Origin of the sequence: Rhodopseudomonas sp. WA056 (genome assembly GCF_010906995.1) — a bacterium.
GTDB classification, from domain to species: domain Bacteria; phylum Pseudomonadota; class Alphaproteobacteria; order Rhizobiales; family Xanthobacteraceae; genus Rhodopseudomonas; species Rhodopseudomonas palustris_G.
Genome location: NZ_QPFS01000046.1, coordinates 22,710 through 34,386, shown reverse-complemented (window position 1 = coordinate 34,386; position 11,677 = coordinate 22,710). Strand labels below are relative to the sequence as shown.

Annotated in this window: 13 protein-coding genes; 11 read left to right on the top strand and 2 right to left on the bottom strand. The window is 67.4% G+C overall.

Translation table 11 applies throughout. From position 1 onward, the window contains the following. The first annotated feature begins 242 nt into the window (after positions 1-242). Genes DU475_RS11465 through DU475_RS11450 form a run of 4 tightly spaced genes read left to right on the top strand, consistent with a single transcriptional unit; the run spans position 243 to position 4,152 of the window. Positions 243-1,460, top strand: a complete 1,218-nt coding sequence (locus DU475_RS11465) for a vWA domain-containing protein (RefSeq protein ID WP_164632233.1) — start codon at positions 243-245, stop codon at positions 1,458-1,460. Positions 1,461-1,495: 35 nt separating this feature from the next. Beyond that, positions 1,496-1,822 carry an XdhC family protein gene (locus DU475_RS11460; protein ID WP_142883249.1) on the top strand — a complete coding sequence of 109 codons (327 nt, stop codon included), beginning with the start codon at positions 1,496-1,498 and terminating at the stop codon, positions 1,820-1,822. Positions 1,823-1,852: 30 nt separating this feature from the next. Further along, positions 1,853-2,554 carry an XdhC family protein gene (locus tag DU475_RS11455; protein ID WP_142883248.1) on the top strand — a complete coding sequence of 234 codons (702 nt, stop codon included), beginning with the start codon at positions 1,853-1,855 and terminating at the stop codon, positions 2,552-2,554. After that, a complete protein-coding gene (locus DU475_RS11450) occupies positions 2,551-4,152 on the top strand; it encodes an NTP transferase domain-containing protein (RefSeq protein WP_164632232.1) in 1,602 nt (533 codons plus the stop codon). The genes DU475_RS11455 and DU475_RS11450 overlap by 4 nt, the downstream gene beginning before the upstream one ends. 11 nt (positions 4,153-4,163) lie before the next feature. Here the strand turns inward: DU475_RS11450 and DU475_RS11445 are convergent, their stop codons facing one another. Next, on the bottom strand, positions 4,164-4,994 hold the full coding sequence (locus DU475_RS11445) for a LysR family transcriptional regulator (protein ID WP_164632231.1): 831 nt from the start codon (positions 4,992-4,994) through the stop codon (positions 4,164-4,166). Between the two features lie 99 nt (positions 4,995-5,093). Between DU475_RS11445 and DU475_RS11440 the strand changes: the two genes are divergently transcribed. Then, on the top strand, positions 5,094-5,846 hold the full coding sequence (locus DU475_RS11440) for an enoyl-CoA hydratase-related protein (RefSeq protein ID WP_164632230.1): 753 nt from the start codon (positions 5,094-5,096) through the stop codon (positions 5,844-5,846). Positions 5,847-5,982: 136 nt separating this feature from the next. After that, positions 5,983-6,330, top strand: coding sequence for a DUF4189 domain-containing protein (locus tag DU475_RS11435; protein WP_235677276.1), 348 nt, complete (start codon positions 5,983-5,985; stop codon positions 6,328-6,330). A 117-nt stretch (positions 6,331-6,447) separates the two neighbouring features. On the opposite strand, the gene DU475_RS24070 is transcribed toward DU475_RS11435, so the two are convergent. Further along, positions 6,448-6,624: a hypothetical protein gene (locus DU475_RS24070; protein ID WP_013501322.1), complete on the bottom strand. Its 177-nt coding sequence runs from the start codon at positions 6,622-6,624 to the stop codon at positions 6,448-6,450. 202 nt (positions 6,625-6,826) lie between these two features. Here DU475_RS24070 and DU475_RS11430 point away from each other — a divergent pair, with 202 nt between their 5' ends. From DU475_RS11430 to DU475_RS11410, 5 genes are all read left to right on the top strand, one after another. Then, the gene (locus tag DU475_RS11430; protein WP_164632229.1) at positions 6,827-7,966 is read left to right on the top strand and encodes a GGDEF domain-containing protein; all 1,140 of its coding nucleotides are present in this window, start codon (positions 6,827-6,829) and stop codon (positions 7,964-7,966) included. Positions 7,967-8,034: 68 nt separating this feature from the next. Continuing rightward, positions 8,035-8,751 (top strand): TetR/AcrR family transcriptional regulator, encoded by a 717-nt coding sequence (locus tag DU475_RS11425; protein WP_164632228.1) that lies wholly within the window; start codon positions 8,035-8,037, stop codon positions 8,749-8,751. After that, entirely contained in the window at positions 8,748-9,548 is an 801-nt protein-coding gene (locus DU475_RS11420; RefSeq protein WP_164632227.1) for an HlyD family secretion protein, read from the top strand. The genes DU475_RS11425 and DU475_RS11420 overlap by 4 nt, the downstream gene beginning before the upstream one ends. Then, on the top strand, positions 9,545-10,498 hold the full coding sequence (locus DU475_RS11415) for an ABC transporter ATP-binding protein (RefSeq protein ID WP_164632226.1): 954 nt from the start codon (positions 9,545-9,547) through the stop codon (positions 10,496-10,498). The genes DU475_RS11420 and DU475_RS11415 overlap by 4 nt, the downstream gene beginning before the upstream one ends. Then, the gene (locus DU475_RS11410; protein ID WP_013501327.1) at positions 10,495-11,664 is read left to right on the top strand and encodes an ABC transporter permease; all 1,170 of its coding nucleotides are present in this window, start codon (positions 10,495-10,497) and stop codon (positions 11,662-11,664) included. The genes DU475_RS11415 and DU475_RS11410 overlap by 4 nt, the downstream gene beginning before the upstream one ends. Positions 11,665-11,677: the final 13 nt, after the last annotated feature.

Below are 11,677 nucleotides of genomic sequence, written 5' to 3'. Positions count from 1 at the left end.
GGGTTGGGGTGGGGGAGCCCCAGGCACCGTGCTCGCGTCGCCCTCACCCCACCCCTCTCCCGCAAGCGGGAGAGGGAGCAGGCCGCCCGAGCGGCGAGGGCGTGGACTGACTAGAGTTCGTCATTCCGGGGCGCGAGCGAAAGCTCGCGAACCCGGAATCTGAAGCCGGCACTGACGTCGAGATTCCGGGTTCGCGCCTTCGGTGCGCCCCGGAATGACAAGTTGAGAGAGCGTGGCAAACGATGCAGCGTAATCCGACCGCGATGATCGATCATCTCAATCCGCCGACCGGCAAGATGGCGGACAATGTGGTCGGCTTTGCGCGGGCGCTGCGGGCGGCGGGGCTGCCGGTCGGGCCGGGCGCGGTGATCGACGCGCTGGATGCGCTGCAACTGATCGAGATCGGCCAGCGCGACGACCTCTACGCCACGCTGGAAGCGATCTTCGTCAAGCGCCGCGAGCATCTGTTGATCTTCGACCAGGCGTTCGCGCTGTTCTTCCGCGCCGCCGAGGACTGGCAGCACATGCTGGACTCGATCCCGCTGCCGGACGCCGCCAAGAAGAAACCGCCGCCGGCCTCGCGCCGGGTGCAGGAGGCGATGTCGCCGGCGGCGACGCGCGACATGCCGTCGGCCGAGGAGCAGGAACTGCGTCTTGCCGTCTCCGACAAGGAGATCCTGCAGAAGAAGGACTTCGCGCAGATGAGCGCGGCGGAGATTGCCGAAGTCACCCGCGCGATCGAGCGGATGCGGCTGCCGCAGGCCGAGCTGCGCACCCGGCGTGTCAGGCCGGATCGTCGCGGCCTGAAGCTCGACCTGCGCCGCACCTTGCGCGTGTCGTTGCGCACCGGCGGCGAAGTCGTCGACATCAAGCGGCTCGGCCTGATCGACAAGCCGGCGCCGATCGTGGCGCTGCTCGATATCTCCGGCTCGATGAGCGAGTACACGAGGCTGTTCCTGCACTTCCTCCACGCCATCACCGACGATCGCAAGCGGGTCTCGACGTTCCTGTTCGGCACGCGGCTGACCAACGTCACCCGTGCGCTGCGCCAGCGCGATCCGGACGAAGCGCTCGCGAGCTGCACCTCCTCGGTCGAAGACTGGGCCGGCGGCACCCGGATCGCGACCTCGCTGCACAGCTTCAACAAGCTGTGGGCGCGGCGGGTGCTCGGGCAGGGCGCGATCGTGCTCTTGATCTCCGACGGGCTGGAGCGCGAAAGCGACGCCAAGCTGGCATTCGAGATGGATCGGCTGCATCGCTCCTGCCGGCGGCTGATCTGGCTCAATCCGCTGCTGCGCTACGACGGTTTCGAGCCGCGCGCCCAGGGCATCAAAATGATGCTACCTCACGTTGACGAATTCCGTCCGGTGCATAATCTGACCTCGATGCACACGCTGATCGCGGCGCTGTCGTCGGCACCGCCGCCGCACCATTTCAGCACGCTCCGTTCCGTCGCCTGACCGGTGCCCAGCATCAAGTAAGAGGAGACGCCTCCATGCAGCTCGACCGCGACGAAGACATCCTGCGGGCCGCCGAAGCCTGGCGCAAAGCCGGCCGCGGAGTGGCGCTCGCCACCGTGGTGGAAACCTGGGGATCGGCGCCGCGCCCGGCAGGCTCCAGCCTGGTGATCAATGACGAGGGCACCTTTCTCGGCTCAGTGTCGGGCGGCTGCGTCGAAGGCGCGGTCGTCACCGAAGCGCTCGACGTGATCGACAGCGGTACGCCGAAACTGCTCGAATTCGGCGTCGCCGACGAGGCCGCCTGGAAGGTCGGGCTGAGTTGCGGCGGCACCATCCGGGTGTTCGTCGAAAAGGTTGATTAGTTCGCGCGGCGAGGAAGTGGGGCGTAGCCTGTGAAGTTCGAGATCCTGCAGCAACTCAACGCCGAGCGCGCGGCGCGGCGCCCTGCGATCGTGGTCACCGACACCGCGACAGGCGCGCAGCGGCTGGTGAAAGCCGCCGACATTGCCGCTGATCCGCTTGCCGCCGAGCTCGACAAGCAGCTCCGCATGGGCAAGAGCGCGACCGTCGACGCAGGCGGCCAGAAGCTGTTTCTCAACGTCTATGCGCCGACCGCCAAGCTGGTGATCGTCGGCGCGGTGCATATCAGCCAAGCGCTGGCGCCGCTGGCGCGCTCGCTCGGCTACGACGTCACCGTGGTCGATCCGCGCACCGCATTCGCCAGCCCCGAGCGCTTCCCCGACGTGCCGTTGATCGCCGAGTGGCCCGACGTCGCGCTGCCGCCGCTGAACATCGATCACTACACCGCCTTCGTGGCGCTGACCCACGATCCCAAGATCGACGATCCGGCGCTGCTGCACGCCTTCGCGCGCGATTGCTTCTACATCGGCGCGCTCGGCTCGAAGAAAACCCATGCCAAGCGGCTGGAGCGGCTGAAGGGGCAGGGAGCCTCCGACGCCGACCTCGGCCGCATTCACGCGCCGATCGGGCTGGCGATCGGCGCGGTGTCGCCGTCCGAGATCGCGGTGTCGATCATGGCGGAAATCACCGCGGCGCTGCGGCTGCCGGCATCGTCCAAGGCGGCTGCGGCATGAAGTTCGGTCCGCGCCGCCCGGCCGATGCGATCGGCGGCGTCACCGTGCATTCGCTGCGGCAGAACAGTCTGCTGCTGAAGAAGGGCACGACGATCGGTCCGGCCGAAGTCGCTGCCTTGGAGAAGGCGGGCATCGCCGAGATCGTGGTGGTGCAGCTCGAACCCGGCGACGTATCCGAGGATGTCGCGGCCGGGGATGTGGCTGCGGCCGTCGCCGGTGACGGCGTCAATGTCGATCGCGCCTTCACCGGCCGCGCCAATCTGTTCGCGGCGCGGGCCGGGGTGCTGGCGATCGATCGCGCGGCGGTCGATCGTATCAATGCGGTCGACGAAGCGATCACGTTGGCGACGCTGCCGGCGTTCAAGCCGGTGGTGGAAGGTGAGATGGTGGCCACCGTCAAGCTGATCCCGTTCGGTGTCGAAGGCCGCCTGCGCGACGCCGCGGTGGCGGCGGCGCAGGGCGGCGCGCTGCGGGTCGCGCCTTACGTGATCAAGCGCGTCGGTGGGGTGTCGACGCTGCTGCCCGGTCTCGCCGCCAAGGTGATCGACAAGACGCTGCGCGTCACGGCCGAGCGGCTGGCGCCGGCGGGTGCAGCGATCATCGCCGAGCGCCGCGTCGCGCATGAAGAGGCTGCGCTGTCGGCTGCGATCCAAGAGCTTGTTGGGCTCGGCGCCGAGATGGTGATCGTGTTCGGCGCCTCGGCGATCGCGGACCGCCGCGACGTCATCCCGGCGGCGATCGGCGCGATCGGCGGCAGCATCGCGCATTTCGGCATGCCGGTCGACCCGGGCAATCTCTTGCTGGTCGGCGCGGTCTCGGGCGTGCCGCTGCTCGGTGCACCGGGCTGTGCGCGCTCGCCGGTCGAGAATGGTTTCGATTGGGTGCTGATGCGGCTGCTCGCCGGGCTCACCGTCACCCGCGCCGACATCACCGCGATGGGCGTCGGTGGCCTCTTGATGGAAATCGTGACCCGGCCGCAACCGCGCGTGCCGGTCGCCGAGAGCGGCCGCAACGTCGCTGCGATCGTGCTGGCCGCAGGGCGCGGCACGCGGATGCGCGGGCCGAATAAGCTGCTGGCCGACCTCAACGGCAAGCCGCTGGTGCGGATCGTCGCCGAGCAGGCGCTGGCCTCGCAGGCTGCGCGTACCATCGTCGTCACGGGCCATCAGGCGGGCGAGGTCGAAGCGGCGCTGCATGGGCTAGATCTCACCTTCGTGCACAATCCGGATTTCGCCGAAGGCATCGCCTCGTCGGTCAAGGCCGGCATCGCGGCGCTCGGCGAGGATGCCGACGGCGCGATCGTCTGCCTCGGCGACATGCCGCTGATCGACGCTGCCTTGATCGACCGGATGATCACCGCGTTCGATCCCGATCGCGGCGCGCTGATCGTGGTCCCGGTCGCCGAGGGGCGCCGCGGCAATCCGGTGCTGTGGTCGCGGCAGTTCTTTGCCGAACTGATGACGCTCGGCGGCGACGTCGGCGCCCGCCACCTGATCGCCAAGCACGGCGAAGCGGTGGCCGAAGTAGCGGTCGAAGGCGACGCGGCGTTCCTCGACATCGACACCCCGCAAGCGCTCGATCAGGCGCGGCGCGGCTGATCGGCTGCGCGTCAAGCTCGCGCCTGCAGCCGCGTCGCGAGCTTCGCCGCAGCCTTGGCGCCGGCAGGCTGTTTCCAGATCAGCGTGACTTCGCGCTGCAGCGTCAGTCCGCCGACGTCGAGTGCTCGCAAGTTCGCGCTGCCCCAGCTCGTCGGCGCCAGCGTGCAGCCGACCCCCGCGGCGACCAGCAAAGCCGCGGTGGATTCCTGCCGCGTCTTGGCGACGATACGAAACTGCACGCCTGCTGCGTTGAGCAGCCGCCGGCCTGTGCCGACGCGTTCGCAGCCCTGACGCAACACGAAAGGTTGGCCGTCGAGGTCGGCCAGCGTCACGCTGCGGCGGCCTGACCACGGATGATCAGGTCCAACGAACAGCCGGAACGGCTCGCTCAGCAGCAGCTTGCGGTGCAGATTGCGATGCGGCGCGACCGACAGCGCCAGATCGAGCCCGCCACTCGCGACCAGCTTTTCGAGCTCGTCGGCCGGCGCTTCGATCAGTTCGATTGCATCACCATCGGCGGGCAACAGACGTGGCAGCCAATCTGTGGCGAGGCTCGGCAGGACGCCGAGCTTCAGCCGTGCTGGTGCCGGTCCGCTCAGGTCGCGCTTTGCCTCCGCCAGTGTCTGCAGTGCCGCGCGCACTTTGGCCTCAAGCCGCTTCGCGCTCGGCAGTGCGCGGATGCCGCGACCGTCGGGCGCGAACAGCGGCGCGCCGAACTCGCGCTCCAGCCCTTTCAGGGCCTGCGACAGGGTCGGCTGGGTAATGCCGAGTTCACCGGCGGCGCGTGACACCGAGCCGGCCTGCATCACGGCCAGAAAATAGCGCAGGTGCTGCACATTCATTGGAAAATCCAATCAATCTTTGCGAACGATTGATTTTACCAGATCCAGCCTGGGCGGCTAGATCGTCGCTGGCGTCGCGGCAGTCAGGGAGAAGCCGTTATGGTGGTGGCAATTGATCGTCAGGGAGCCGTCGGGATCGTCACGCTGAATCGGCCGCAGGCCCGCAACGCGCTGTCGCGGGAGCTGATCACAGCGCTGGCCGCCGCGCTCGATGAGCTGGAGCGAGACGCGACGACTGCCGCGATCGTGCTGACCGGCCGCGAGGTGTTCTGCGCCGGCGCCGACATCGCCGAGATGCGTGGCATCGACCTGGCGACGGCGCTGGCCGCAGACTTCTCCGGCTGCTGTGACCGGCTGGCCTCGTGCACCAAGCCGCTGATTGCGGCGGTCGAAGGCTACGCGATCGGCGGCGGCTGCGAGTTGATCGAGATGTGCGACCTGGTGATCGCCGGCGCCGGTTCCAGATTCGGTCACCCGGAGATCGCGCTCGGGACGCTGTCCGGCGGTGGCGGCACGCAAAGGCTGGCTCGCGCGATCGGTCGCGCCCGCGCGATGGATCTGGTGCTCACCGGCCGGCTGATTTCGGCTGTCGAAGCAGAGCGGATCGGGCTGATCAGCCGGACGGTCGAGGACGGCACGGCGCGCGCAGCCGCGTGCGAGGCCGCAGCGCAGATCGCGGCGCATCCGATTCATGCGGTGCGATTCGCCAAGCAGGCGGTCGACCGCGCCGTATCGGTCGGACTCGCCGACGGACTGGCGCTCGAGCGGCGGCTGTTTCATCTCAGTCTCGCCGCCGGTGAATTTCACCCGCGTCTCGAACAGTTTCTGGCGCGGCGCGGCCCGGGCGGCTGATTGCTGTCGCCGTGTCTGGCGGTCTTTGTGGTTCGTTCACCAAGTTGAAACGGCCGCCCAGATAATTTGGAACCCGGGTTGAACCTCGGGGGAGGGGACGTTGGATTCATCGAATTCCGCGTGGCGCAAGGCTGCGCTGGTTGCTGCTGTCTGGGGCGCGTGTTTGCATTTTGCTGCGCCGCTGAATGCTGCCGGAGCGTTGGCGGTGGGCAAATGCGGCGCCTATGGTCAGGCCTACGACTATCCGGCCGAGGCGGCCGCGATCGCCGCTGCGCGGCAGCGCTGCAAGGGCGATTGCACCACGGTGACGATGCGACGTGCCTGCGCGGCGCTCGCCATCGACATGAGCAATCCGTGCGGGGCTCACGGCTATGCGGTGGAGTCGAAGATCTCGTCGTCGCTCAACGCAGCGACGCGCCGGTGCTACGAGTACGGCGGCAAGGAATGTGTGATCCGGGCCTGGGCCTGCGACGCCAAGGGCTGAGCTTCACGATCTTGGCTGCCGAAGCGATGTTCACCGCTGGCCTCGCCATCCGGCCGATCGCAAGGCGGTCGACGAGATTCTCGACGGCCTCAAGTTCCACGCCTGGATCCGGAACGGCTATTCCGGCATCGGCCGCGGCCGTTCCTTGCGATCTTCCGCGCGGTAGTTTTCCGTCGCCGCCGTCTCGGTCATCTGCTTCTCGGCGGCCGTGCGCGTCCGATTCCGCATCAGGGCGTAGGCGATCGCGATGCCAAGCACGATAATTCCGATTCCCCACAGCCATTCCGTCGACATCTGCTCTCTCCCTGAATGTTCGCGTCGGGACAATCCCGGGCATTGTCGGCCGTTCCCGATCGTTCGCCTCGTAGGAAGCGGTTTAGTCGGTCGTTAGGCATTGCTCACGGAAACCGTGGGCGGCAGTACTGCATCAACGCGTCGTAAGTGCATGAAGGTCCAATAGGAGAACGGCGAAGTCGCCCGTTCTGCGGACCAAAGCGTGACCGATCAGTTCCCCCTCGATAACGACCGCCGGGCGTCAGACGCGGCGGCCCCCGAGCATCCGATGCGTGGCGCCGGGGCGCGTCGACGCTTCCTGCTGGGGACGCTGATCGTCAACATCGCCGCACTCTCGATCGACGTCGCCGTGCTGGACCCGCAGCACCTGGCGCTGGCCGCCGGGCTGCGTCTGCTGGTGGTGACTCCGCTGGTGCTGGTTGCGCTCGCGCTCAATCGCCGGCCAGCCGATCGGCCGCTGCAATCGGCCGTTCAGGGGACCGCAGTGGTCGCCTTCGCGCTGTCGGTGACGGCGATCGGCCAATTCGCGCCGGAGCCGTTCGCCGGGCGCTACATGATGGCCGCGCTGTTCGTCATCTTCGCCGGCGCGCTGGTGTCGGCGCTGTCGTGGGGCGCCACCAAGATCATGACCGTCACCGCCACGGTGCTGTACATGCTGATCACTGTGACCGGCCTGCGCTGGCCGCCGGCATGGACCAACATCGATCTGGTCGGACTCTGCATCATCACCTGTGTGATCGCATTGCGCGCCCGGGAGCGAAAGGATGCGCAGATCGCCGAACTGGAGGCGATCCGCCGCAGCGACGCTCGGCTGAAGCGCGATCTGCGCCGGGCCAACGCGGCGCTGGAGCGGTTATCGGCGACGGACGCGCTGACCGGCGTGTTCAACCGGCGCTACCTGGACGAACTGATCGAGCAGGAGACCGCCTCGATCGTGCCGTCACTCGGGCAGAGCGTGCTGATGATCGACGTCGATCACTTCAAGCTGTTCAACGACCATGGCGGCCACGCCGCCGGCGACCGCTGCCTGCAGCAGATCGTCGCCGCCGTCCGCCGCAACCTGCGCGCCTGCGACGTGGTGGTGCGCTACGGCGGCGAGGAGTTCGCCGTTGTGCTGCCCGGGCTCGACCAAGCCGAGCTGCAGGAGACCGCCGAGCGGCTGTGCCATGCGGTCAAAGAGCTGAAGATCGCGCATCCCGGCCTCGGCGAGGCGGAGATCGTCACCATCAGCGTCGGCATTGCGCCCGCCGTGCCTGCCGAGACGCTGGCGGACGCGATCCAGCGCGCCGACCAATCGCTTTATCGCGCCAAACGCGGCGGACGGAATCGCGTCAGCGCCTGACGGCCGCTGTCCAAAGAGCGTAACGCAGAGATCTTGATTGTGACTGACCAGTCAGTCATAATGTGAAAATGAAGCGTGCCTCAAGCAATCCGCCGGTTTCTGCTCCCGTCGCTCCGAAGCAAGCCGCTGCGGCCCGCGGCTCCACGTCCGCGGCCGAGCCAGCTTCGGAAGCCGAGGCGCTCTCGACCCGTGCCGCCAAGGCGGCGGAACGACGCGCCGCAATCATCGAGGCGGCGCTCGACGAGTTCACCGCGCGCGGTTTTGCGGCGACCCGGATCGACGACGTCGCCAAGCGTGCCGGCGTCGCCAAGGGCACGATCTATCTGCACTTCACCGACAAAGAGGCGATGTTCCAGGAGCTGGTGCGAACCGCACTGGTGCCGACGATGCAGCGGCTGACGGCGCAGCCGGCATCCGGCGTATCGGCGCGGCAGTTGCTGGAGACCTTCGCCGAGACCTTCGTGCGCGAAGTCGCGCAGACGCGGCGCGGCGACATTCTGCGGCTGGTGATGGCGGAGGGCACGCGGTTTCCGTCGTTGGCCGAATTCCACTACCGCACCGTGGTCGAGCCCGGCATCGCCGGCATCCGCCGCATCCTGGAGATCGGCGTCGCCCGCGGCGAGATTCGCGCCGCGGCGCTGGCGCAGTTCCCTCAGCTCGCGGTCGCCCCGGTGGTGCTGTCGGTGATCTGGCAGGGGCTGTTCGGCCGGTTCGCGCCGCTCGACGTCCAGGCGATGCTGCGCGCGCATCTCGATCTGATCTTCGGCGAAAGGACGGCGCCATGACGCGACCCTCGCTCGTTCTGCGCGGCTGCGCCGCAATCCTACTCGCGATGGAGCTCGCAAGCTGCGGCAAGGGCAACGATCCCGGCTATCAGGGCTGGGTCGAGGCCGATCTGATCTTCGTCAGTCCCGATGAATCCGGCCGCGTTACCAAGCTCACGGTGCGCGAGGGCGACGAGGCCAGGACAGGCGCGCTGATCTACACGCTCGACGACGATCTGCAGCAGGCCGACCTCAATCAGAATCTCGCCACGCTCGCCAACGCCAAGCAGAGCTTCGACCGCGCCCAATCGTTGTCGAAGACCGGTTCCGGCACCCAGGCCAATCTCGACTCCGCGATCTCGGCCCTGCGGGTCGCCGAAGCCAGGGTCGAGACTTCCAAGACACGGCTGGCGCGCCGTGAAATCCGCGCGCCAGTCACCGGCACGGTGCAGCAGATCTACTTCCGCGAAGGCGAGATGGTGGCGGCGCAGAAGCCGGTGCTGTCGATCCTGCCGCCGGGCAACATGAAGATCCGTTTCTACGTGCCGGAGCCGGAGCTGCCGAAGCTCGCGATCGGCGACAAGGTGCGGGTCAGTTGCGACAATTGCGCGCCGGATCTGTCGGCCGAGATTTACTTCATCTCGACGACGGCGGAGTACACCCCGCCGGTGATCTATAGTCTCGATGAGCGCAGCAAGCTCGTCTATCTGATCCAGGCGCGGCCGAACAAGCCGGCCAGCCTGCGGGTCGGCCAGCCGGTCAGCGTCTATGTCGCGCCGAAGGCTGCGCCTTCCCCGGTGGCGACCGGCCGGTCATGACCGGCGCGCCGACCATCGCGGCCGATACCCGCGACATCGCGATCGATGTCCGCGGCCTCACCAAGTCGTTCAACGGCCGCGAGGTCGTGCACGACCTGTCGATGCAGGTGAAGCGCGGCTCGATCTACGGCTTCCTCGGCCCCAACGGCTCCGGCAAGACCACCACGATCCGGATGCTGTGCGGCCTGCTGACGCCGGATCGCGGCGAGGGCACCTGTCTCGGCTTCGACATCCGCACCGAGGCCGACAAGATCAAACGCCGCGTCGGCTACATGACGCAGCGCTTCAGCCTGTATCAGGATTTGTCGGTGCGGGAGAATCTCGAATTCGTCGCGCGGCTGTACGGCGTGCCCGATGCGCGCGGTGCGGCGCGCGAAATGATCAAGCGGCTCGGGCTGTCGGGCCGCGAGGAGCAGCTTGCCGGCGAACTTTCGGGCGGCTGGAAGCAGCGGCTGGCGCTCGGCGCCTGCACGCTGCCGAACCCGCAACTGCTGCTGCTCGACGAACCGACCGCCGGCGTCGACCCCAAGGCGCGCCGCGATTTCTGGAACGAGATTCACGCGCTCGCCGCCGAAGGTCTCACCGTGCTGGTCTCGACCCACTACATGGACGAAGCCGAGCGCTGTCACGAGATCGCCTACATCGCATACGGCCATCTGCTGGCGCACGGCACCGTCGATCAGGTGATTGCCGGCTCGCAGCTCACCACCTGGGTCGCCACCGGCGAAGGCCTCGGCGCGTTGGCGCACGAACTCGCCGGCAAGCCGGGCGTCGACATGGTGGCGCCGTTCGGCACCAGCCTGCACGTCTCGGGCCGCGATCAGGCCGCGCTCGATCGGACGCTCGCGCCGTATCGCAGCGATCCGCGACAGACCTGGCAGCACGGTGCGCCGTCGCTCGAGGACGTGTTTATCGAGCTGATGAGCCGGTCGAAGGACAACTTCCGATGACCGCCGCAGACGACGCTCCGAGGCGTGACCCGCCGCTGAAAGAACGGCGGTTCGGCTTCCTGCGCCGCAGCTACGCGATGCTGGTCAAGGAGCTGATTCAGCTCAAGCGCGACCGGCTGACCTTCGCGATGATCATCGTGATCCCGGTGATGCAGCTTCTGCTGTTCGGCTACGCCATCAACACTACGCCGCGGCATCTGCCGACCGCAGTGCTGCTGCAGGAAGATTCCGACCTCGGCCGCTCGATCCTGAAGGCGCTGGAGAATACCGCGTACTTCAAGTTCACCCGCGAGGTTCACAGCGTCCGCGAGTTCGACGATCTGTTGCTGTCCGGGCGCGTGCTGTTCGGCGTCGAAATCCCGCGCGGGTTCGAGCGCGCGGTACGGCGCGGCGAGAAGCCCGCGATCCTGGTCGCCGCCGACGCCACCGATCCGGTGGCTGCCGGCTCGGCGTTGTCGGCGCTCGGCCAGATCGTGCAGAACGCGTTGATCCACGACCGGGTCGCCGGCGATCCCGCCAATCCGCCGTTCGAAATCCGGGCCCATGCCCGCTACAATCCGGCCGCCTCGTCGCGCCTCAACATCGTGCCCGGTCTGGTCGGCACAATCCTGACCATGACCATGCTGATCTTCACCGCGTTGTCGGTGACCCGCGAGATCGAGCGCGGCACCATGGAGAACCTGCTGTCGATGCCGATCACCCCGGTCGAGGTGATGCTCGGGAAGATTTTGCCGTATGTCGGCGTCGGCTTCATTCAGGCGTCGCTGATCATCGGCATCGGCGTATTGCTGTTCGGGGTGCCGCTGCTCGGCAGTCTGGCGCTGCTGGCGCTGTTGTCGACGCTGTTCATCACCACCAATCTGGCGATCGGCTACACCTTCTCGACGCTGGTGCAGAACCAGCTCCAGGCGATGCAGGCTTCGATGATGTTCTTCCTGCCGTCGATCCTGTTGTCCGGATTCATGTTCCCGTTCGCCGGGATGCCGGTGTGGGCGCAATATATCGGCGAATGCCTGCCGCTGACGCATTACTTGCGGATCGTCCGCTCGATCATGCTGAAGGGCTCGTCGCTGGAAAATCTGCACTACGACGCGATCGCGCTGGTGGTGCTGATGCTGGTGGCGATGACGATCGCAGTGACGCGCTTCCGCCGCACGCTCGATTGACTGCGTCCGCCGA

Excerpts from the sequence above, each read along its gene's own strand:
- DU475_RS11465 (WP_164632233.1), top strand. The coding sequence starts at position 243 with ATGCAGCGTAATCCGACCGCGATGATCGATCATCTCAATCCGCCGACC.
- DU475_RS11460 (WP_142883249.1), top strand. The coding sequence starts at position 1,496 with ATGCAGCTCGACCGCGACGAAGACATCCTGCGGGCCGCCGAAGCCTGG.
- DU475_RS11450 (WP_164632232.1), top strand. The coding sequence starts at position 2,551 with ATGAAGTTCGGTCCGCGCCGCCCGGCCGATGCGATCGGCGGCGTCACC.
- DU475_RS11445 (WP_164632231.1), bottom strand. The coding sequence starts at position 4,994 with ATGAATGTGCAGCACCTGCGCTATTTTCTGGCCGTGATGCAGGCCGGC.
- DU475_RS11440 (WP_164632230.1), top strand. The coding sequence starts at position 5,094 with ATGGTGGTGGCAATTGATCGTCAGGGAGCCGTCGGGATCGTCACGCTG.
- DU475_RS24070 (WP_013501322.1), bottom strand. The coding sequence starts at position 6,624 with ATGTCGACGGAATGGCTGTGGGGAATCGGAATTATCGTGCTTGGCATC.
- DU475_RS11425 (WP_164632228.1), top strand. The coding sequence starts at position 8,035 with ATGAAGCGTGCCTCAAGCAATCCGCCGGTTTCTGCTCCCGTCGCTCCG.
- DU475_RS11420 (WP_164632227.1), top strand. The coding sequence starts at position 8,748 with ATGACGCGACCCTCGCTCGTTCTGCGCGGCTGCGCCGCAATCCTACTC.
- DU475_RS11415 (WP_164632226.1), top strand. The coding sequence starts at position 9,545 with ATGACCGGCGCGCCGACCATCGCGGCCGATACCCGCGACATCGCGATC.
- DU475_RS11410 (WP_013501327.1), top strand. The coding sequence starts at position 10,495 with ATGACCGCCGCAGACGACGCTCCGAGGCGTGACCCGCCGCTGAAAGAA.